Origin of the sequence: Arthrobacter sp. zg-Y1171 (genome assembly GCF_025244845.1) — a bacterium.
Taxonomy (GTDB): Bacteria; Actinomycetota; Actinomycetes; order Actinomycetales; family Micrococcaceae; genus Arthrobacter_B.
Genome location: NZ_CP104264.1, coordinates 1296859 through 1317998 on the forward strand (window position 1 = coordinate 1296859; position 21140 = coordinate 1317998).

At 65.4% G+C, this 21140-nt stretch carries 17 protein-coding genes and 1 pseudogene; 11 read left to right on the forward strand and 7 right to left on the reverse strand.

The genetic code is table 11. From position 1 onward, the window contains the following. Window positions 1-5: 5 nt before the first annotated feature. A complete protein-coding gene (locus tag N2L00_RS06035) occupies window positions 6-1814 on the reverse strand; it encodes a long-chain fatty acid--CoA ligase (protein WP_255765797.1) in 1809 nt (602 codons plus the stop codon). 236 nt (window positions 1815-2050) lie between these two features. Here N2L00_RS06035 and N2L00_RS06040 point away from each other — a divergent pair, with 236 nt between their 5' ends. After that, window positions 2051-3031 carry an ROK family glucokinase gene (locus tag N2L00_RS06040; protein ID WP_255765798.1) on the forward strand — a complete coding sequence of 327 codons (981 nt, stop codon included), beginning with the start codon at window positions 2051-2053 and terminating at the stop codon, window positions 3029-3031. Between the two features lie 31 nt (window positions 3032-3062). Here N2L00_RS06040 and N2L00_RS06045 read toward each other — a convergent pair whose 3' ends face one another. Together N2L00_RS06045 and N2L00_RS06050 are read right to left on the reverse strand one after the other, a co-directional pair. Next, a complete protein-coding gene (locus N2L00_RS06045) occupies window positions 3063-3590 on the reverse strand; it encodes a hypothetical protein (protein ID WP_255863274.1) in 528 nt (175 codons plus the stop codon). After that, window positions 3587-4351, reverse strand: coding sequence for a carboxylesterase (locus N2L00_RS06050; RefSeq protein ID WP_255863273.1), 765 nt, complete (start codon window positions 4349-4351; stop codon window positions 3587-3589). Before N2L00_RS06050 ends, N2L00_RS06045 begins: the two co-directional genes overlap by 4 nt. Window positions 4352-4520: 169 nt before the next feature. Between N2L00_RS06050 and N2L00_RS06055 the strand changes: the two are divergent. Both N2L00_RS06055 and N2L00_RS06060 read left to right on the forward strand, forming a co-directional pair. After that, a pseudogene (locus N2L00_RS06055) lies at window positions 4521-5201 on the forward strand (lysophospholipid acyltransferase family protein); the annotation flags it as partial. A 516-nt stretch (window positions 5202-5717) separates the two neighbouring features. Continuing rightward, window positions 5718-7079, forward strand: a complete 1362-nt coding sequence (locus tag N2L00_RS06060) for a class II 3-deoxy-7-phosphoheptulonate synthase (RefSeq protein ID WP_255766573.1) — start codon at window positions 5718-5720, stop codon at window positions 7077-7079. A 22-nt stretch (window positions 7080-7101) separates the two neighbouring features. Here N2L00_RS06060 and N2L00_RS06065 read toward each other — a convergent pair whose 3' ends face one another. Further along, entirely contained in the window at window positions 7102-9264 is a 2163-nt protein-coding gene (locus N2L00_RS06065) for a Stk1 family PASTA domain-containing Ser/Thr kinase (protein WP_260554474.1), read from the reverse strand. An 80-nt stretch (window positions 9265-9344) separates the two neighbouring features. After that, on the reverse strand, window positions 9345-10619 hold the full coding sequence (locus N2L00_RS06070; RefSeq protein WP_255765802.1) for a lytic transglycosylase domain-containing protein: 1275 nt from the start codon (window positions 10617-10619) through the stop codon (window positions 9345-9347). Window positions 10620-10954: 335 nt separating this feature from the next. Here N2L00_RS06070 and N2L00_RS06075 point away from each other — a divergent pair, with 335 nt between their 5' ends. Beyond that, window positions 10955-11308, forward strand: a complete 354-nt coding sequence (locus N2L00_RS06075; RefSeq protein WP_255765803.1) for an Rv2175c family DNA-binding protein — start codon at window positions 10955-10957, stop codon at window positions 11306-11308. Window positions 11309-11418: 110 nt separating this feature from the next. Here the strand turns inward: N2L00_RS06075 and N2L00_RS06080 are convergent, their stop codons facing one another. Further along, on the reverse strand, window positions 11419-12519 hold the full coding sequence (locus tag N2L00_RS06080) for a polyprenyl synthetase family protein (RefSeq protein ID WP_370647022.1): 1101 nt from the start codon (window positions 12517-12519) through the stop codon (window positions 11419-11421). A gap of 2 nt (window positions 12520-12521) precedes the next feature. Next, entirely contained in the window at window positions 12522-13001 is a 480-nt protein-coding gene (locus tag N2L00_RS06085) for a hypothetical protein (protein ID WP_255765804.1), read from the reverse strand. Between the two features lie 193 nt (window positions 13002-13194). Between N2L00_RS06085 and dinB the strand changes: the two genes are divergently transcribed. The 7 genes from dinB to N2L00_RS06120 all read left to right on the forward strand — a co-directional run bounded on the left by dinB (window position 13195) and on the right by N2L00_RS06120 (window position 21139). Beyond that, window positions 13195-14382, forward strand: a complete 1188-nt coding sequence (gene dinB / locus N2L00_RS06090; RefSeq protein ID WP_370647034.1) for a DNA polymerase IV — start codon at window positions 13195-13197, stop codon at window positions 14380-14382. Between the two features lie 215 nt (window positions 14383-14597). Further along, entirely contained in the window at window positions 14598-14972 is a 375-nt protein-coding gene (locus N2L00_RS06095) for a DUF3040 domain-containing protein (RefSeq protein ID WP_255765806.1), read from the forward strand. 342 nt (window positions 14973-15314) lie between these two features. Further along, a complete protein-coding gene (gene mraZ, locus N2L00_RS06100; protein WP_227922615.1) occupies window positions 15315-15746 on the forward strand; it encodes a division/cell wall cluster transcriptional repressor MraZ in 432 nt (143 codons plus the stop codon). A 186-nt stretch (window positions 15747-15932) separates the two neighbouring features. Further along, window positions 15933-16931 (forward strand): 16S rRNA (cytosine(1402)-N(4))-methyltransferase RsmH, encoded by a 999-nt coding sequence (gene rsmH, locus N2L00_RS06105; protein WP_255765807.1) that lies wholly within the window; start codon window positions 15933-15935, stop codon window positions 16929-16931. Further along, window positions 16931-17662, forward strand: coding sequence for a hypothetical protein (locus N2L00_RS06110; RefSeq protein WP_255765808.1), 732 nt, complete (start codon window positions 16931-16933; stop codon window positions 17660-17662). Before rsmH ends, N2L00_RS06110 begins: the two co-directional genes overlap by 1 nt. 47 nt (window positions 17663-17709) lie before the next feature. Continuing rightward, the gene (locus tag N2L00_RS06115) at window positions 17710-19491 is read left to right on the forward strand and encodes a penicillin-binding protein 2 (RefSeq protein WP_255765809.1); all 1782 of its coding nucleotides are present in this window, start codon (window positions 17710-17712) and stop codon (window positions 19489-19491) included. Further along, entirely contained in the window at window positions 19481-21139 is a 1659-nt protein-coding gene (locus N2L00_RS06120; RefSeq protein ID WP_374676612.1) for a UDP-N-acetylmuramoyl-L-alanyl-D-glutamate--2,6-diaminopimelate ligase, read from the forward strand. Before N2L00_RS06115 ends, N2L00_RS06120 begins: the two co-directional genes overlap by 11 nt. Window position 21140: the final 1 nt, after the last annotated feature.

The window sequence follows — 21140 nt, forward strand, 5'->3', positions numbered from 1 at the left end:
ATAAATCAGACCCGCTGCCCGCTGTAGATGTCGTCGATGACGTCGGAGAAGTCCCGGATCACCTGGGCGCGCTTGATCTTCAGTGACGGTGTCAGGTGGCCGCTGGTCTCGGTGAAGTCGGTCGGAACCACGCGGAACTGCTTGATCGCCTCGGCGGAGGACACCTTCTTGTTAGCGCGGTCCACCAGGGCCTGGAGTTCCTTCTGCAGCTCATCGGTCTTGGCCACTTCGGTCACCGTCATGGTGGCCGGCAGCTTGTGCCGCCCCAGCCAGCCGGGAAGTGCCTCTTCGTCGAGGGTGATGAGGGCCGATATGAACGGCTTGGCGTCCCCGACCACCACGCACTGGGACACGATCGAATCGGCGCGGATGGAATCCTCCAGCTGGGAGGGAACCACGTTCTTGCCGCCGGCGGTGATGATGATTTCCTTCTTTCGGCCGGTGATCTTCAGGAAGCCGTCCGAGTCGAGTTCGCCGATGTCACCGGTATGGAACCAGCCGTCGGTGAACGTGTCCGCCATCAGCTCCGGGCGGTTGTAGTAGCCCTTCATCACGCTGATGCCCTTGGCCAGGATCTCGCCGTCGTCGGCGATCTTGACGCTGTTCCCGGGAAGGGGCGCACCCACGGTGCCCAGCTTGACGAGCTGCGGGGTGTTGGTGGTGAGCGGAGCCGTGGTTTCGGTCAAACCGTAGCCTTCCAGTACCAGCAGTCCGATGCCGTGGAAGAAGTGCCCCAGCCGTTCGCCCAGCGGAGCCCCGCCGGAGACGGCGTACTTCACGTTGCCGCCCATGGCCTCACGGATCTTGCCGTAGAGCAGGCGGTCGAAGAGGGCATGCTTCAGGGTGAGGCTCAGTGGAACCTTGCCCTCCTGCTTCGCCTTCGACCAGGCTACGGCGGTCGCGACGCCGGCGTGGAAGATCTTGCCCTTGCCGCCGTCTTCTGCCTTCAGCATGGAGGCATTGAAGACCTTCTCGAGGACGCGGGGAACCACCAGGATGAAGCTGGGCTTGAAGCTCTGCAGGTCGGGCAGCAGGTTCTTTACATCGGGGGTGTGTGCCACGGTGGCGCCTGTGGCCACGCACAGCACGGAAATGAAACGGGCGAGGACGTGTGCCAGGGGCAGGAACATGATTGTCTGCGAGCCCTCGGTGGCAACCTCGGGCTCGGCCAGCTCGGAGTTCCGGGACACATCGACGAAGTTGGCGTGCGTGAGTTCGCAGCCCTTCGGCTTGCCCGTGGTTCCGGACGTATAAATAATCGTCGCCAGGTCGGTCATCTGTGCGGTGGAGCGGCGCTTCTCGAGATCTTCATCACTCACCGACGCGCCGTCGGCGCGCAGGGTGTCGAGTCCGCCGCCGTCGATCTGCCACACGTTGGCGACCATGGAAAGGTCTTCGTCCGCTGCGGCCGTGCGGACAATGTTCTCGTGCCGGGCAGCTTCAACCACAATGCCGACGGCGCCGGAATCGCTCAGGATCCAAGCGACCTGCGAAGGGGAGGAGGTCTCATAGACGGGAACCGATACCGCCCCGGCGAACCAGAGTGCAAAGTCCACCAGGGTCCACTCGTACCTGGTCCGCGACATGATGGCTACGCGGTCGCCTGCCTTGATACCACTGGCCATAAAGCCCTTTGCCAGTGCCTGGACGTCCTTGGTGAACTCCGTGGCACTGATCCGCTGCCATTCGCCCTGGCCGTTCCGGACGGCAAAGAGAGCGGGGTTGCTTGGCTTGGCTGCCTGATCGAGCAGCATGTTGGTGATGTTCGTCTGCGGCGGGGACTCCGCTAGGACGGGAACACTGAATTCTCGCACGATAGCTCCTTTGATATCCGTTACGCCCGTAGGCACTGTTCAGCCTATAACGTAGATCACATTTTCTTACCCGTCGGTAACCTTGCAGATTCATAACGAACGCGTCGCCGCTCTTGCTGTTTCCCTAGAATAGGTTTCTGATGCGTCCAGTTACCCCAGCACCCGTTCCCCGTCCCCTTTCCACCCCGCTCCAACGCAGGCTTGCTGCTACGGAACCCTTCCGGCCACGCAGGCCCATGCGTCTGCCGAACCGGATGCGGCGGCGAGGTCTGGCCATCGGGATCGATATCGGCGGCACCAAAGTGGCGGCGGGGCTCGTGGACGGCGACGGACGCGTGCTGAAGCAGGCGCGCCGGTCGACGCCGGGGCAGGACCCCCGGGAAGTCGAAGCGGTCATCGTGGACCTGGTCCGGGAACTCTCGGCCGAGCACCACGTGTGGTCCGTTGGAATCGGTGCGGCCGGGTGGATGGACCTCGCCGGCGGCACCGTGTTGTTCAGCCCGCACCTGGCCTGGCGCAATGAGCCCCTCCGCGAGAACCTTGAGCGGCTGCTGCGCAGACGCGTCTTCCTCGTCAATGATGCCGACGGCGCCGCCTGGGCGGAATACCGGTTCGGCGCCGGTGCGGGGGAGAGCAGGATGGTCTGCGTCACCCTCGGAACCGGAATCGGCGGGGCGATGGTGCTCGACGGCCGGCTTGAGCGCGGCCGGTACGGCGTGGCGGGGGAGTTCGGGCACCAGATCATCATGCCCGGCGGGCACCGCTGCGAATGCGGCAACCGCGGGTGCTGGGAGCAGTATGCCTCGGGCAACGCCCTGGGCCGGGAGGCCCGGGAACTGGCCGCAGCCAACTCCCCGGTAGCCCAGGAGCTGCTCCGCGCCGTGGACGGCAACGCGGATCAGGTGACCGGCGCCGTCGTCACCCGTCTGGCCCTCGAAGGCGACCCGGCCTCCATTGAACTCCTTGACGAAGTGGGGCAGTGGCTCGGATTGGGGCTGGCGAACCTGGCCGCTGCCCTGGATCCTGGCATGTTCGTCATCGGCGGCGGGCTGAGCGATGCCGGTGACCTGCTGCTTGGTCCGGCGCGGCGGTCCTTTGCCCGGAACCTTACCGGGCGGGGTTTCCGCCCCGCGGCCAAGATGGAGCGGGCGGCCCTGGGTCCGGCCGCGGGGATGATCGGAGCCGCGGACCTGTCTCGGATCGCTGCACGCCGCTGAGCCGGGGCGGCCCCGGGGGAGGAAGCCGGGCCTAGACGGCCGCTCCGTCGTCATCCTCATCGCGGTGCTGGGGTAGCCGGAAAAGCAGATAGGCCGCGGATCCCGCAAACACGGCGACAGTGCCGAGGATGACGGGCAGCGGCGCGGTGCGCCAGAACATGGCGAACACCAGGAGCAGGAGCGGTCCGGCCAGCGTGCCCAGCCAGCTGAGCACAACCAGCGGTTCCCCGGTGCCAAGCGGCGGCGGTTCGGGCGGCACAAACCCGCCGTCGTCCTCATCCTCGGCGGTATAGTCCCGGGGCCCCGCTGATGCCAGCGGCTGGTTCTCGAAGATGGCGCGGGTCCGTTCCGCCGGGGTCGGTGCCGCCGGATCGCCGGGCGGTGTTGCTTCCCCCGGTTCTCCGCTGCCGCGCGGGGCGTCGGCATCCGGGGTGCCGGCGGAACGGTCCGGTTCCGGACGTACCGGATCGCTGGCGTCCATATGCTCCAGGCGGGCCACCAGGTCCAGCCAGACTTCCTCGTCGGTGGACTCGTTATGTTCCGGCTCGCGTTCGCTCATGCCCGCACCCCGGAACTGACACGGTGGATGAACTCGGAAGAGCGGTCGAAGATCAGCGGCGCATCATGGTCCATGGTGGCAACGTGGTAGCTGTTCTCAAGCGGCACCACCTCAAGCTCTGCATTAAGGAGCCGGCGGCGGAGCAGTTCCATGCTGGATTCCGGCACCACGGCGTCCACCCGTGAACGGAACGCCAGCACGGGCGCCGTCACGTCGGGCAGGGCGGCGGCAGTATTCCGGAAGAGCCTGCCAAGTTGCTGCACGGCGCCCACCGGCGTCCGCGGATACGCACCCTCATCCTGTCCCGAGAGCCGGATGTCGTTGCCAATGGCGGGAACCGATTTCAGGAAGTACTTCAGCACGCCGGAATAGCGCGCCCGGGGGTCGGCGAACGTCAGGCCGGGGTTAACGACGACGACGCCGGCCACCTGCTGCCGGGCCGCCAGCCGCAGCGCCAACGTGCCGCCCATGGAAAGGCCTGCCGATACGACACAGTCCGTCCGCTCCCGCAGGTCCAGATAGGCGTTCTCGTAGTCCTCGTACCAGCGCTGCCACGGTGTCTGGGCCAATTCCTGCCAGCTGGTGCCGTGGCCGGGCAACAGCGGAAGGCTCACGGCGTAGCCGCGGCCCGCCAGATGGCGCGCCCAAGCCGCAAGGCTCACCGGGGATCCGGTGAATCCGTGGCTGAGAAGCACGCCTACGCCCGCGTTGGGTCCGTGCCCCTCGGAGTGGAAGGCATCAGCGCCGGGGAGGGAAGTCATGTGTCTATGGTTGCATTAGAGGGGCCTTTTTGGACCCTGAAGGGGGGAAACTCCCGGGAACCCCGGCACGCGCCAAATTCACCAGCGGGGATAAGCGCGCATACAGTAGAGTCTGGGGAACCAAACGGGTCCCCCGTTATTGTCTTGTCCGGACAGGAGATCAAGCCGCGTGTTCTATTGGGTGATGAAGACTATATTCATCGGGCCGGTGGTAAATCTTCTCTTCAGGCCTTGGGTCAAGGGAATGGATAACATCCCCGAATCCGGGCCTGCCGTCCTGGTGAGCAATCACCTTTCGTTTTCCGACTCGATCTTCCTTCCGCTGGCCGTACCCCGGCCGGTGAGCTTCCTCGCGAAGAGCGATTACTTCAACGGCAAAGGCATCAAGGGCAAGCTCACTGCAACCTTCTTCCGGCTCGCGAACCAGCTGCCGATGGACCGCTCCGGCGGAGCCGCGTCCGCTTCCTCCCTCAAGGCAGGCGTCGATGTCCTGGAAAACGGCGGCCTGCTGGGTATTTACCCGGAAGGTACCCGCAGCCCGGACGGGCGGCTGTACCGCGGCAAGACCGGTGTAGCCAAGCTGGTGCTCTCTACCGGCGTTCCCGTCATCCCCGTTGCGATGATCGGAACCGACAAGGTCCAGCCCATCGGCCGGCGGATCCCCAATATCCGCCGGATCGGCATCATCGTCGGCGAACCGCTGGACTTCTCGCGGTACGCCGGGCTGGAGAACGACCGCTTTATCCAGCGCTCCGTGACCGACGAGATCATGTATGAACTCATGCGCCTTTCCGGCCAGGAATACGTGGATGTATACGCCAGCACCGTCAAGGAAAAGATGGCCGCTAAGAAGGGCGTCAAGGCCGCACAGGCACGCAGCGCGGCTGTCCGCCTTTCCACCGGATCCGATTCCGGTGCAGTGCCCCCGGCCGGCAGTTCGGAACTGCCTGCCGAAGCGGGCGGCAAACTGCCCGGCGCCGTGACCGTCATCGGTTCGAGCGCGGCGAAGGGGATCCGAAAATCCTCGAAGCCGGCTGCAGCCGAAGCGGGTGACGCCGCGGGCGAAGCCGGAAACAAACGGCGCCCGAAGTTCCGTGGCCGGATGCCCGGGGCCAATGGTGCCCGCGCTGCCCGGACTGATGCCGACGAACGCAGCGGTGTCGAAACCGGCGGTGCCCGCCCGGCCGCTGACCGCGACGCAGACCCGCGCTCCCACACGGCCTAGCTTCCCCTCGGGGGATGGCGGGACCGTGCATGTGTTGCGGGCTCCGGCAGCGTTTGTGACGGCGTTGTTCGCTCCAGCCGGGCAACTAGTAGGATTTAATCCGTGACTGACACCCCCGTACACCGCGAGTCCATTCCGACCATGCTCTCGGGCGCGGCGGCCACTTCCGCGACCCACCCCGAGTTGGACAACTGGCGTTCCCTGCCGATCTCCCAGCAGCCGACGTGGCGGGACGATCCGGGGTATGACGCGGCCATTGCCGAACTCTCGATGGTTCCTCCGCTGGTTTTCGCCGGCGAAGTGGATGTCCTCCGCAGCCGACTGGCCGAGGCCGCCCAAGGCCGTGCCTTCCTCCTGCAGGGCGGCGACTGCGCCGAGACCTTCGAAGCAGCCACCGCGGACAAGATCAGCGCCCGTGTCCGGACACTGCTGCAGATGGCTGTGGTCCTGACCTACGGTGCGTCCGTTCCGGTGATCAAGATGGGCCGGATGGCCGGCCAGTTTGCCAAGCCGCGCTCATCCAACGAGGAAACCCGTGACGGCGTGACGTTGCCCGCCTACCGCGGCGACATGGTCAACGGCTATGACTTCACGCCCGAATCACGCCGGCACAACCCGGCGCGGATGGTGCGCGCGTACCATACGTCCGCGTCCACGCTGAACCTGATCCGCGCCTTCACACAGGGCGGTTTCGCCGATCTCCGGCTGGTGCACCACTGGAACAAGGGTTTTACGTCCAATCCGGCGCACTCCCGCTATGAATCCCTGGCCCGGGAAATCGACCGCGCCGTACGTTTCATGGATGCCTGCGGCGCGGACTTCGAAGCCCTGAAGCGAGTCGAGTTCTTCGCCAGCCACGAGGCGCTGCTCCTGGACTACGAACGGGCCCTGACCCGGGTGGACTCCCGGACCGGCCAGCCGTACGACACCTCCGGACACTTCCTGTGGATCGGAGAGCGCACCCGTGACCTCGATTCCGCGCATGTGGACTTCCTGTCCCGGGTACGCAATCCCATTGGCGTGAAGCTCGGCCCGAAAACGAGCGCCGAAGACGCCTTGGCCCTGATCGACAAGCTGGATCCGAACCGGGAACCCGGGCGGCTGACGTTCATCACCCGGATGGGTGCCCGTAACATCCGCGAGAAGCTTCCCGCCCTGGTGGAGAAGGTGACCGCCTCGGGCGCCCAGGTTCTCTGGGTAACGGACCCCATGCACGGCAACACCGTCACCTCGCCCAACGGCTACAAGACCCGCAACTTCGACGATGTGATGGACGAGGTGCGCGGCTTCTTCGAAGTGCACGATTCCCTGGGGACCTTCCCCGGCGGCCTGCACGTGGAAATGACGGGCGACGACGTCGCGGAGTGCCTGGGCGGTGCGGACCCCATTGACCAGGAGGCGTTCGTGGAGGGCTACGAATCCGTCTGCGACCCCCGGTTGAACCATATGCAGTCCCTGGAGATGGCCTTCCTGGTTGCAGGCGCCCTTTCCCGCAGGAGCTGACAGGCGTAGGGCCGCCCCGGGGCTACACCACCTTCAGGATGACGGTGGAGCCCTCGGGGGCGGTACCTGCGCCCGGTTCCTGGTCCCGGACCAGGCCCAGCAATCCGCCCAGGAGGTTCTCCACCTCGACCGTGAACCCGCGGCTTTCCAGATCCGCCCGCGCGGTCTCGGCGCGCTGGCCCACATAGTTCGGAACCTCAACCATCCGCGGACCGAGGGAGATGGTCAGCGTGACGGTGGAGCCCCGCTCGAGCAGCCCGGATGCCGGCGTCTGGGCGACAACCGCGCCCGCCGGGACGGAAGGACTGTTCACTTTTTCCGGAGCCACGGCAGCCGTGAGTCCGGCGTCTTCAATGGCTTTCACCGCAGCGTCCTCGCCGAGCCCGGCGACTGCGGGGACCTCAACGGGCGCCGGTCCCTTTGACACCGTGACGTCCACCGGCGCCCCCAGCCGCAGCAGGGTGTCCGGCAACGGCTGCTGGCTGATGATGCTGCCCGCTTCGATGCTTTCGCTGTACTCCTCTGTGACTGCGCCGAGCGTGAGCTCGTCCGCCTCAAGGTCTGCCCGGGCAGCTTCCAGCGTGCGCTGGACTACATTGGGCACGGAAAACAGCTGCGGTCCCTTGGAGACGAGCAGCGTCACCGGCTGGAAGCGGCGGATTTCCCGGGCCGCGCCGGGATCGGTGCCGACAGCGAGCCCTGCGGCAACCACTTCGTCGAACACCTCATCGGTGGTGTAGTCCAGGCCTGCCTCGCCCAGCTGTGTGCCGGCTTCCTCGACGGAAGCATTGCTCACGTCCGGTACGGAGACCAAGGCGCCGGGTCCGGCACCGAAGAACCATCCGGCAAAGGCAACTGCTGCGAGCAGTACCGTCAGCACCACGGCCAGCAGGATGCCCCGGCGGCGCGGCTTTCCGCTGCGAAGGGATAACTGCGGGCGGTGCGCTTCACGGTCGTTCTGCCGCAGCCGGTCGCGTTCATCCCGCTGGGCCAGGCGCCGGCGCGCGTTCGTACCAGGCCCGGCTTCGTCGTCTGCGTCTGCGTCTGCGTCATAGTCGTCGTCCGGGCCGTCAGCGTCGTACCCGTCCGCGTGGTCCGCACCATCGTCCGCTGCACCGCGGCTGCCGGCAGGAAATACCGTGGTGGCGTTGTCGTTTCGGTGGATGACCTCGGTGTGGTTCCCGCGGGGATCGCCGGGGCCTAATGCCGAAGTGTCGATGACGCTCGTGGCGGCACCGGCGGCAGTGAGGACCTCCGTGGCGCCGGACAACGCTTCGGTGGGCGTGCCGGCCTCGGACGGTCGGCTGCCCGGGCCCGGAGCGCACCGGAAGTCAAGCTCCGAGTCGCTGAGGGAGGTCCGGATGTGCCGCAGTTCGCCCAGCAGGGCGCGGCCGTTGACGGGGCGTTCCTCGGGGTCCTTGGCGGTGCACCAGCGGACAAGCTCGTCCAGGTCCTCAGCCAGTCCCGGGCACAGGTCCGAAGGGGCGGGAACGGAGGAGTGGACATGCGCAAAGGCCACCTGGATGGGTGAATCTCCCGTGAAGGGCTGCCTGCCCGTAAGCATTTCATAAAGCATGATGCCGGCTGAATAGACGTCGCTGCGTTCGTCGGCACCGCCCGCAGTAACCAGTTCGGGTGCCAGGTAGGCGACGGTGCCCACCAATGTGCCGGTGTTGGTGCTGGTGGACACGGCACGGGCCAGCCCGAAGTCAGCGATCTTGATCCTGCCGTTGTCCGCGAGGAGCACGTTCTCCGGCTTGACGTCGCGGTGGACCAGGCCGGCGTCGTGCGCAGCAGCCAGCCCTTCAACCACCGCATCCATCAGTGCCAGCGCCAGGCGCGGCGAGAGGGGGCCGCGCTCGTCCAGCAGCCCGCGCAGCGTCCGGCCGGGCACATACTCCATCACGAGGTACGCCAGGCTGTCGGTGATCCCCTGGTCCAGGACGCCCACCACGTGGGGGTGGGAAAGCCGCGCAGCCGATTTGGCTTCGCTTTCGAAACGCCGAAGGAAGCCGCGGTCCGCGGCAAGGTGCGGGTACAGCACCTTGAGGGCCACATCGCGGTCCAGACGGCGGTCGGTAGCCAGGTAAACACTGGACATTCCGCCGCGCGCCACCAGGGACCTGACGAAGTAACGGTCGTCGACCAGCGTCTCAACGAGGGAGTCTTTCACGGGCTCATGCACCCTTCGATCCTAATGGCGGTACGCGGAAGGGTCCGGATCGACACCCGATCCGGACCCTTTCGATGCACTCCTGGATTGCCTTACTGGAAGGACGCCCGGTGGGCAAGCACGGAACTGACATAGTTGCGGGTGTCCGCGAACATGCCGTGGGTGGTCACCGAGTACTGGCCCTGGTAGTAGGACGCGATTGCGGTTTCCAGGCTGTCGCTGCTGCGGATCAAAGCGCTGATGATCGCGACGCCGGCCGTGGCATTGTCGTACGGATCCAGCAGGTTCAGCTGCCGTCCTACCAGCTGCGAAGCCCATTCCCCGGAGGAAGGAATGACCTGCATGGTGCCGATGGCATTGGCCGGGGAGACGGCGCGCTGGTCGAAGCCGGATTCCTGGAAGGCGAATGCCTGGGCCAGGGCCGGGTCGACACCCATCTGCGCTGCCGTGTCGGCCACGATCTGCTGCATCTGCGCACGGTCCGGAACGGGCAGCGAGTTGAGGGTCTGCTTGTTCAGGTTGGCGCCGGCGACAGTGTGCTCGGGGTAGGTGTAGTGCAGGAAGGTATTGGGAACCAGATCCGTGGGTGCGGCTGCCACGGGCGCGGAGGCGGTGACACTGACGGTGCTGCCGTCGACGGTGATCTTCTGGCCCGGCCGGATTACCGAGGTCTGCGACAGGCCGTTTGCGGCCATGATGCCGGAGAGGCTGACGCCGTGCTTGGCGGCGATTGCGCTGAGGGTATCCCCGGCGGCAACCGTGTACGAGCTGCCGGTGCCGGAGGCCGGCTGGACACCGGAAGGAGCCGTGGGAGCGGCCGGCGCCTGGCCGTCGATGCGGATCGACTGGCCCGGGTAGATGACGGAGGTGAGGGTCAGGCTGTTCGCGGCGAGGATGCTGGAGAGGCTGACGCCGTGCTTTCCGGCAATGGCGCTCAAAGTATCCCCGGAGACCACCGTGTAGGTGCCTTCGCCGGCAGCGGAAGCGGCAGCGGGGGCAGCGGATGCGGCTGCCCCGCCAAGGCGGAGATCGTCACCTGCAAAGATCAGCGAGGACGCCTGCAGGTTGTTCACGCGCAGCAGTTCCGTTACGGACAGTCCGTACTGTGCGGCAATTGAACTGACCGTGTCGCCGGAAACGATCCGGTGCGTGGCAGGAACAGCCGACTCCGCCTGCAGCGTCGCGGGAACCTGGGTGGCCAGCTGCGAGGCGGTAACTCCGGTGGCAGCCCCGGTGTTCAGGTTCTTGATGGCCTGCAGGGGGAGCTGGGGAAACAGGGTGTTCTGGGGTGCGGCGGGGGCAGCGGCGGCCGGCTCGGCAAGAGCCAGGGCGGACATCATCACTGCAGGAATGGCGGCGGTCGTCACGGCAACACTCAGTTTGCGCGGTATTCCTGTAGCAACGGGACGCGCCTCTGGCGTTCCCGTGGTGGACTGAGCGTTCATATGGTGATGTTTCCTCATCTGTGTTGGCCGCGGCCTTTACCGCAAATCCTTGGATTAAAAACAAGTAATGGAACGGGTGTTACCACTGTTCTTTATGTGACTAGTGGTGTGCTAGTTACGCATGGGATTACAGGTACTAATGTGAATTTACACTAACCAGAGACCGGCACAATACCCGAGTAGTGCTTTTTGTGTTTCAGTTCTGCCGTCAAACGGCAAACTGGCCCGGGCGGCCCCGGACGTGGCACCCTTGAAGGGTGAATGAACTCGAGGAACTTGTTTCCGACTGGCTGACCCTGCCCGATGTGGCTGAACAACTCGATCTCCCTATTAACAAGGTGCATAGCCTGCTGGAGGAGCGCGCCCTGCTGGCTGTGCGCCTCGGCGACCGGAAGATCCGCAGCATCCCGGCTGCCTTTATCGCTGACGGCGCCGTGCTGGAGAGCCTGAAGGGCACCATTTCGGTGCTCAATGACGCAGGCTTCCACGACGACGAAATGATCCGCTGGCTCTTCACGGCCGACGACACGCTGCCCGGCCGTCCCGTGGACGCGCTCCGCGAAGGGCGCAAGACGGAGATCCGCCGCCGTGCACAGGCGCTGGGCTGGTAGCAACGCCTCACGCAGCACCTGAATTACGCAGCACCTGAATAAGGAGCTGCCAGTCTCCGGACTGGCAGCTCCTTATTAGTTTGGAATCTTTCTATTGCCTGTGCCGCTCCCTAGGAGCTGCGCCGAACGGCTGCGTGGGCCAACGCGTCCAGGGCGGCCCGGGGGATGCCGTCGAGGGGGAGCGCGGCTAATGCGGAAAACGCCGTTTCGGTATGCCTGGAGATGAGTTCCTCCGTCGCGGCCAGCGCCCCGGTGTCGAGGATGATTCCGCGCAGCCGGGCCACGCCGTCGTCGTCCAGCCCCGGATCCCCGAGCCGGGCCGTGATCTCTTTCCGGGCGCTCTCGCTCCCGCTGGACAGGGCGTAGGCAATCAGGACCGTGCGTTTACCCTCACGCAGGTCGTCTCCCGCCGGCTTGCCGGTGGTCCGGGGATCTCCGAACACACCCAGTACGTCGTCCCGCAGCTGGAACGCTTCCCCCAGGGGCAGGGAGAAGCGGGAATAGCCCGCCAGGATCTCTGCGCCGGCACCGGCCAGGGCACCGCCCAGGGTCAGGGGATGCTCGGTGGTGTACTTCGCTGCCTTGTAGCGCAGGATATTCAACGCCCGGACGACGGCGTGCTCGGGGTCGTAGTCCGGACCGACAACCTCTTCGAGGATGTCAAGGTACTGCCCGGCCATGACCTCTGTGCGCATGCGGTTGAAGATGCGCCGCGCTTCGGTGCCGTGCGCCGCGCGCGGACCCACGGCGGAAAACATTTCCTCGCTGAGGGACAGGCAAAGGTCACCGGCAAGGATTCCGGCCGATGAACCGAAATGGAATCCGTCCAGGTGCCAGTTGGCGTCCGCATGCGCCATCGAGAAGGTGCGGTGTACGCTTGGCCCGCCCCGGCGGGTGTCGGACCGGTCAATGATGTCGTCGTGGATCAGTGCCGCACTCTGGAACAGTTCCAGTGCGACGCCGGCCCGGACGGCTTCCGGATGCAGGGGAGTTCCTCCGGCGCCGCGCCATCCCCAGTAAGCAAGGAGGGCCCGCAGGCGCTTCCCTCCGCGGGCAAGGTTGTGAACGGCGTCCAAAAGGGGAAGCGCCTCGCGGGAGACCTCGGCGAGCACCGAGTGCTGGACTGCCAGGAAATCCTCGAGTTCCGTGCCCAACAGGTCTCGGTATGCGGCCTGCTCCTCCTGCGCGGATTCGGCCGGGGTGGGAGACACTGTTATTTCACCGTTTCTGCGAGGACCGTGGCGCCGACAGTCACCGTCGCCGGGCCGCCCTCCTTGGTAATCGCCGTGATGTTGACCGTCTCGGGTTCACTGGCGCCGGTGCGCACGTAGTCGCGCGAGGACGGGGAACCGGTGGCCGCTTCGGCTGCAGTGAAACCCTGGGCAACCAGCTTGGCATCGTAAAAGGCGAGGATCTCGGCTGCGGGAGCATCCGAGGACTCCACTAATACGGCGGTGAGCGTGCCGTTCGCCCGGTCCACGCTGCTCGAAAGAAGCTCTGCGCCCTCCATCACCGGGATGAGGTCGGACGGGAATCCGTCCGCGAGGGCAACGGGAGACTCCGTAGGCGTCGGGGTGGGGGATTCGGACTGCGTAGCGGACGGGGAATCCCCGTCCTCCGCGGTGCCGGTGGAGCATCCGGCTGCCGCCAGGATCAGGGCCGCGGCAGAGAGCAGCGTGAGCGTCTTTTTCATCGGGTTCCGCTTCGGTGGGGGTCAGGGTCCTGCCACCCAGTCTAGGCGAACCGAAAACCGCTCCAGGGAAGGTGGTTAGGGTGCCGAAAAGAAGCGATGAAGCAGGAAAGGCAGGAATGGGGGCGCGGCTGGCTACGATGATGGAGTGAGCAATGGTCCCGACGCCGGCAGCGGCAACCGCGACTGCACCATAATGCACGTGGACATGGACGCTTTTTATGTTTCCGTAGAGCTGCTCAAACGGCCCGACCTGGTTGGCAGGCCGGTCATCGTAGGCGGCCTCGGGGGACGGTCCGTCGTCCTGTCCGCATCCTATGAGGCGAGGCGTTACGGTGTCCGTTCTGCCATGCCGATGGCCGTTGCCCGCCGGCAGTGCCCGCAGGCAGTGGTCCTGGAGCCGCACCAGGAGGTCTACCGGACCTTCTCCGGGCAGCTGATGCAGATCTTCGAATCCATTACTCCGCTGGTGGAACAGCTCAGCGTCGACGAGGCCTTCCTTGATATCGCAGGAGCCATGCGCAGGCTCGGGCCGCCCCGCGCCATCGGAGAGCACATCCGCGAGCGTGTTGCCGCCGAACTGGGCATGACCGCCAGTGTGGGCATTGCCGCCACCAAGTTCGTGGCCAAGATCGCTTCCACCCGATGCAAACCCAACGGCCTGCTGCTGGTGCCCAAGGAGCAGACAGTGGACTTCCTCCACACTCTGGACGTTTCTGCGTTGTGGGGAGTAGGAGCCAAGACCCGCGAGGTGCTGGCCCGCGTCGGCATTGCCACGGTGGCGGATGTGGCCAATACCCCGCCGACTGTGCTCCGCCGGCTGCTCGGGGCCGTGGGGGACCACGTGTATGAACTGTCCTGGGGGCGGGATGGCCGGGCTGTAACACCCGTCCGGCGCGAAAAGAGCATCGGCGCCGAGGAAACCTTCGCGTCAGACGTCAGCGACGACGAGGTCCTGCACACGGAGCTGCTTCGGCTCGCGCACCGCAGTGCTGTCCGCCTGCGGGCCGCCGGACTCCAGTGCAGGTCGGTTTCCCTGAAGGTGCGTTATGCGGACTTCACGACGCTGACCCGTACCCGCACCCTTCCCGAGCCGGTGGGCAGCGCCCAGATGATCTACGAGACGGCCAAGGGGCTGCTGACCGCCCTGGGGCCGCGGCCGCAAAGTGTCCGGCTGATCGGGCTGAGGGCTGAACAGCTTGAATCCGCCGAAGGTGCTGCCATGCAGCTGACCCTGGACGGACGAGAGGACAGCTGGCGTTCGGCAGAGGATGCGCTTGATCGGATCAACCGGCGCTTCGGGGAACTGGGCGTTGTTCCTGCCCGGCTCATCGCCCCGTCTCCCCGGAAGCCACCGCCGGAGCCGGACCGGTTCCCGGACTGAATGTCCCCCGGCGCTCCGCCCGGTGCCGGACAGGCTGTGCGTTGGGGCTGGTTCCCTGCCCGGTGGAATACGTGGACCGGCCGCTTTCGTGCGGACCGGTTGCCACCTATCCTTGGACTAAGTGCAAAGCAGCAGCGAGCCTGCGCGGGAACATCCGGCGCCACACGTTCGTTGGTTGGTTTACAGGGGCAGGACCGGACGGCAAGGAGGCAGCAATGGCACTGTCGGAACACGAGCAGCGCTTGCTGGATCAACTGGAGCAGCAATTACACGCCGAAGATCCAAAATTCGCGAACTCAATGGCGACGTCCGCGGGCCGTGGGATCTCGACCAGGCGTATCGTCCTCGGTGCCTTGCTGGCCGTGGTGGGCTTGGGGGTGCTGCTTCTGGGAATTACGGAAGCGGGCATCCTGGTCGGTGTACTGGGGTTCCTCATCATGGGTGCGGGCGTGTACTACGCAACCACCCGGGGACGGAAGAACGCGCCGGCGGCAACGGACGGGCGCAAGGAGCGCGAGTCCAGTACGCAGCGTGGATTCATGAATAACCTGGAAAGCAAGTGGGACGAACGCAAACGCGACCAGCCGTAGGAACACCCGCTCCGCGCCGCAGGCCCCGGACCCCGTGACAGTCCGGTACCGAAGGATGGCAGGCAGGTAGGAAGCGCAAAAAGGATCCGTTTCGGCGGGTCCTTTTTTGTGCCCTTTTTCCTGTTCGGGACGCGTTTCCGGAGCTGATGTCGGTCACTTAAACCCCTCCACTGCACTCCACCCGCGAGAATCCGCATCAACATGCGGATTTTGGATGCGACGCGCCCGGAATACAACGTGCGAAGGCGTTGACTGTGGAGGGAAGTGGAGTAAAGTGGGGGACATAAGAGGGTAGGGGCGGTACTCAAGGGGTTTACCCCCAATCGGACAGGGCGGTGCGGGATGTTCCTAGGAACACATTCGCCGCGTCTGGACGAGAAGGGGAGGCTGATCCTGCCGGCCAAGTTCCGCGAGGAACTGGCCGACGGCCTTGTCCTGACCAGGGGTCAGGAGCGCTGCATCTACGTCTTCAGCCAGAAGGAATTCGAACGGGTCCACGACCAAATGCGGGAAGCTCCACTTTCCTCCCGCCAGGCGCGTGACTACATTCGGGTCTTTCTCTCAGGAGCCTCTGACGAAGTTCCAGACAAGCAGGGCCGGGTAACCATCCCGCCGGCGCTGAGGTCGTACGCGGGACTTGGACGCGAACTGGTCGTCATCGGCGCCGGTACGCGGGCCGAGATCTGGGATGCAACCGCTTGGCAGAACTATCTGGCAGAACAGGAAACCGCGTTCTCGGAAACAGACGAAGACGCGATTCCAGGGATTTTCTAGCAGTACCACCCGCTACAGGGACAACCCGGGCCGGGTCTTGAATGAGATCTCCCGCCGCCCCACCGCAAGGCCGTCTGGCTTCCCTTCCCCGGAGCCAGAAGGTGCAAAGCGGTGAGGCGCGGATGGGGGTCTGGTTTAAGAACCGGCCGCAGGGCAAACAACACGACGAATGGAAGGAAGCCTCAGATGAGCGAAGAGCGCCCCACCGAGGAACGGCATGTTCCGGTGCTGCGCGACCGCTGCATCAACCTCCTGGCTCCTTCCATCGAAAGCGCCGTAGCCGACCACGGCCGTGCCGTTGTAGTAGATGCCACCCTGGGAATGGGCGGGCACACCGAAGCCATGCTGCAGCGGTTCCCCCAGCTGCACGTGATCGGTATCGACCGGGACCGGCAGGCACTGGCCCTGGCCGGCGAGAGGCTGGAACCGTTTGCGGACCGGATTGACCTGGTCCATGCGGTCTACGACGAAATAGCAGACGTCGTCACGGATCTTGGATTCGAGGGCATCGACGGCGCGCTGTTCGATCTGGGCGTTTCCTCGCTGCAGCTCGATGAACGCGACCGCGGCTTCGCCTACTCCTACGATGCGCCCCTGGATATGCGGATGGACACCAGCCGCGGGCGTACCGCTGCAGACATCGTCAACACTTACGGCGAGGCCGAGCTGGTAGGCATCATCCGGAAATGGGGCGAGGAGAAGTTCGCGGGACGAATCGCCTCGGCCATTGTTGCTGCACGTGCGTCGAAGCCCTTCACCACCACCGGCGAGCTCGTCGAAGCGATCCGCGGGGTCGTCCCGGCGGCAGCTGCGCGGACCGGCGGGCATCCTGCCAAGCGAACGTTCCAAGCCCTGCGCATCGAAGTGAACGAGGAGCTCGATGTCCTCGAGCGGGCCATTCCGGCATCGTTGTCGGTGCTGAACGTGGGTGGACGCGTGGTCGTGATGTCCTACCACTCGCTTGAGGACAAGATCGTCAAGGGCGTCTTCGCTGCGGGCGCGCGGTCCTCCGCCCCCAAGGGCTTCCCGGTTGAACTTGAACAACACAAGGCCCAGCTCAAGAGGCTGACCAAGGGCACCGAGGTGCCTACGGACGAGGAAATTGCAGAAAATCCCCGTGCAGCCTCCGCAAAACTCCGTGCAGTAGAACGAATCCGCAAACCCATGGATGGGGCCAGGAAATAATGAGCGAACGTTGGCCATCGGCCCGATTCAGCACCATGGCGTCAAGCGCCGTCGTCGGCAACACGGCGCGCGCGCTTGATTGGGATGCTGCGGCGCCTGCCACCACCGTCAGGCGGCGCACCCCGCTGTCGCTGGTGCCCGCCGCCAAACGCCGCAAACGTGCACCGTTCGCGGTTTTCTGCTTCGCTGCCCTCGTCCTCGGACTGGCCTCAGTGCTGTTGCTGAACATCTCGGTTTCCAGCGGCCAGTACGAGCTGGTGCAGCTGCAGAGCCAGAAGGCGGAACTGGCCCAGCGCAACGAAGCGCTGACCCAGAAGATCGAAAACCACCAGGCACCCCAGGTCCTGGCTGCTTCCGCAGCAGACCTGGGCATGGTTTCGTCGCCCACCTTCGGCACCATTGACCTCCAGACGCTTGCAGTTACCGGCAGCCCGGAGGCAGCCAAGGAAGGCGAGCCCGCCGAACTGCTGATCGGGGCACCGAGTGTCCTGACCCAGCCGATCACCCCCGCACCCGCACCCGCCGTGGTTCCGGCAGAACCGCAGGAATCCGTCCGGGCACTCGAGGAGCGGGAGGAAGCTGCCGCACGCGACGCAGCGGCCGAAGCCGCCGCAGCCGAAGAAGCTGCCCGGATACCGGCAGCGGATCCGGCCCAGCCTTCGGACATCGTCCCTGAAGGCGAACTGAACGGCGGAACCATCCCCGCCCCCGTGCAGCGAAGCGGAAACTGATCCAAGCGAAGCAGTCATCAAAACTTAGGCATGAACGAGGACACGTTGTGGCACAAAAATCCGGCCCGGACAACCACAGGGTGGCCCTCGTTACCGGACGCCTGCGCGCCGGCCTGATCTTTGGCCTGGTGCTCCTGACCGTTCTCGGACTTCGGCTCTTCCATGTCCAGGCACTGGACCCGGACGGCATGGCGCAGAGCGCCGTGGATAACCGGCTCGTGACGGTAACCGTACCGGCCCTGCGCGGCAGCATCCTCGACTCCAACGGCAATTACCTGGCCCGAAGCGTGGAGCGGTTCGACATTGTGGTGGACCAGCGCCTTTCGCAGGACATCGGCGAGGAATTCAAGCGCCGCGACGCCGAGGGGAAACTCCAGGACGTCACCTTCGACCAGGCGTTTGAGGAACTTGGCGCCATCCTGGGGCAGGATCCGGAAACCCTGCGCTCGGCTCTGCTGGGGGAGAAGGGCTTCAACTTCGTCGCCAAAACCGTCACTCCGGAGGTCAAGGAAAAGGTCCTCGCCGTAAAGTTCCCGGGGATCTATGCGGACCGGACGACGCTGCGGACCTACCCCTCCGGCTCGGTGGCCGGGTCCATCGTGGGCTTCCTCGGCACCGAAGGCGCGCAGGAAGGCCTGGAGCTGACCCAGGACGAAATCCTTGCCGGCGAGGCCGGCAGCAAGACCTACGAAATCGGCGGAGACGGCATCCGCATTCCCTACGCCACCAATGAGGACGAACCCGTCCACGACGGGGAATCCATAAAGCTGAGCATCGACCAGGACCTGCAGTGGTTTGCCCAGCAGACCATCGCTGCACAGGTGGATGAATACGATGCCGAGTGGGGCAACATCGTGGTTATGGAGGCGGATACCGCCCGGGTGATCGCGCTGGCGGAATCCACCACTGTGGACCCCAACAATCCCGGGGCAACCCCGGCGGAGTCTCGTAAGGCGAGGTCCGTCACGGACTTCTTCGAGCCCGGCTCCACCACCAAGGTCATCACTATGGCGGCCGCCATCGAGGAAGGCATCACCACCCCCGAAACACGGCTGGAGATCGAACCGACGTACACCGTTGACGGCCAGACCTTCAAGGACGCCGTCCCGCACGGGACCGTCCACATGACCGTGGCGGGTGTGCTGGCCAAGTCCATGAACACCGGAACGGTGATGGTCGGAGAGCAGCTGACGCCGCAGCAGCGGTACGACTGGCTGCGGAAGTTCGGGATCGGCCAGCCGCTGAACGTTGGACTCAACGGGGAAACCGCAGGCCTGCTGCCGGAACCGGACGCCTGGGACGGACGGCAGCAGTACACCGTGCTGTTCGGACAGGGCCTGACGCAGACGGCGCTGCACACGGCAAGTGTCTTCCAGACCATTGCCAACGACGGCGTCCGCGTCCAGCCGAGCATCATCGACTCCGTCATTAAGGAAGACGGCACGGAGCAGCCCATCGAAAAGGAACCGGGTACGCGGGTTGTCTCCGAGGAGACCGCGGAGCAGGTCCAGCACATGATGGAAACGGTCACCAAGGACGGCTCCGGCAAGACAGGCGAGTTGAAGCAGTACCGGGTCGGTTCCAAGACGGGCACGGCTGAAGCCCCCGGACCGAACGGCGGCTATTCAGGCTCGACCCTCTCTTATGCTGGTATTGCACCCATGGATGATCCGAAGTACGTGGTTGTGGTGACCCTCCAGCGGCCCCAGGGCGACCTCTACTACATCATTCCGGGCCAGTCCTTCCAGAAGGTCATGGAACAGACGCTGGTCAGCAACAACGTGCCGCCTTCCACGGGTGAACCCGAGACTTACCCCATTGAGTACTAATTCCTGGAGCATTGAAGTGCCAATAAGTGAAAATCCCCCCGCCGGATCGGGTCTCCGTCCCGATGCCGTTGATCCGGTTACCGTGCGCGCCGCCGTACAGGCTCTGCCTGCGCAGCTGCAGGACGTTGCACCTGCCGCGGGAACGGCGGAAGCAGCCTGGGATACGGAGCTTTCGGGACTCACGATCAATTCCCGTGAGGTGCTCCCCGGTGACCTCTATGTGGGCATCGCCGGCGCCCGCCATCACGGCGCCCGATTCGCAGGCGCAGCGGAGGCGGCCGGAGCGTCGGCGGTCCTGACCGACAAGGCAGGGCTGGCGCATCTTGCCGAACTGCACATTCCGGTCTTCGTCGCCGGTGAGGTCCGCCGGCTGGTCGGGCCGCTGGCCGCCGCCGTCTTCAACAGCGTGCCTGCGGACGGACCCCGCCCCACCCTGTTCGGCATCACGGGCACCAACGGCAAAACCACCACCTCCTACTTCGTGAACTCGCTCCTGCAGGCACTCGGGCGTACCACCGGGCTGATCGGCACGATCGAGATCCTTGCCGGCGGGGAAGCCATTCCGAGCGTCCTGACCACGCCCGAATCACCGCAGGTGCACGGGCTGCTGGCCCTGATGCGCGAGCGGGGCCTGGACGCCGCCACCATGGAGGTCTCCTCCCATGCGATCACCTACCGCCGAGTTGACGGTGTCCGCTTCGACGTCGCCGGATTCACCAACCTGACACAGGACCACCTGGACCTGCACGGCTCCATGGAGGAATACTTCGCTGCCAAGGCGGCGCTCTTCCAGCCCGACCGCGCCCGCCGGGCCGTCGTCACGGTCGATGACGAATGGGGAGTGAAAATGGCAGCCCGGGCCGGGGTGCCGGTCCTGACGCTTGCGACTGACGGCACCGGCCGCGACGCCGATTGGTTCGTTACGGACATTGAGCCCCGCGGACTCGGGCACTCCTTCAGGCTCCGTGGTCCGGAAGGGGAACAGCTGCGGGTCTCCACGGCCCTGCCCGGAACTTTCAACATCTCCAACGCCGCGCTGGCCACAGTGATGGTGCTGGCCTCCGGCGTTCCCGCAGAAACCGTGCAGGCGGCGCTGGACGCCCATGATCCGTTTACCGTCGAGGTCCCCGGACGGATGCAGCTGATCGGTGAAGAGCCGGCAGCCATCGTTGATTTTGCCCACAACCCCGATGCCCTGACCCGCACCCTTGCCTCGGTGCGGCGTCCCGACGGCGACTCGCGGGTAATCGTCGTCTTTGGTGCCACCGGCGAGAGGGACCAGACCAAGCGTCCGCTAATGGGAGCCATCGCGGCCCGCCTGGCCGACGTCGTCGTCGTCACCGACGATGACCCGCACGGCGAAGACGCCGCCGCCATCCGTGCGGACGTCCTGCGCGGTGCCGAGGGCGCACGGACCGGGGAAGACCTGGCGTGTGTCATTGAGGAAGTCGCGCCCCGTGCAGCTGCCATCGACCGTGCCGTGGAACTGGCGCGCCCGCAGGACACCGTGCTGGTGGCCGGCCGCGGCCACGAAGTGTGGCAGGAAGTCATGGGGGAGAACCTTGCCCTCGATGACCGGGTGGAACTGCGCCGGGCTTTGACAAGATACGGATTCAGTGCCCTTTCGAGCGACGGGGTAGAGTCCTAAT

Coding starts and splice junctions, on each gene's coding strand:
- N2L00_RS06040 (WP_255765798.1), top strand. CDS start 2,051: ATGCGTCTGCCGAACCGGATGCGGCGGCGAGGTCTGGCCATCGGGATC.
- N2L00_RS06045 (WP_255863274.1), bottom strand. CDS start 3,590: ATGAGCGAACGCGAGCCGGAACATAACGAGTCCACCGACGAGGAAGTC.
- N2L00_RS06050 (WP_255863273.1), bottom strand. CDS start 4,351: ATGACTTCCCTCCCCGGCGCTGATGCCTTCCACTCCGAGGGGCACGGA.
- N2L00_RS06060 (WP_255766573.1), top strand. CDS start 5,718: ATGCTCTCGGGCGCGGCGGCCACTTCCGCGACCCACCCCGAGTTGGAC.
- N2L00_RS06085 (WP_255765804.1), bottom strand. CDS start 13,001: ATGAAAAAGACGCTCACGCTGCTCTCTGCCGCGGCCCTGATCCTGGCG.
- dinB (WP_370647034.1), top strand. CDS start 13,195: ATGCACGTGGACATGGACGCTTTTTATGTTTCCGTAGAGCTGCTCAAA.
- N2L00_RS06095 (WP_255765806.1), top strand. CDS start 14,598: ATGGCACTGTCGGAACACGAGCAGCGCTTGCTGGATCAACTGGAGCAG.
- mraZ (WP_227922615.1), top strand. CDS start 15,315: ATGTTCCTAGGAACACATTCGCCGCGTCTGGACGAGAAGGGGAGGCTG.
- rsmH (WP_255765807.1), top strand. CDS start 15,933: ATGAGCGAAGAGCGCCCCACCGAGGAACGGCATGTTCCGGTGCTGCGC.
- N2L00_RS06110 (WP_255765808.1), top strand. CDS start 16,931: ATGAGCGAACGTTGGCCATCGGCCCGATTCAGCACCATGGCGTCAAGC.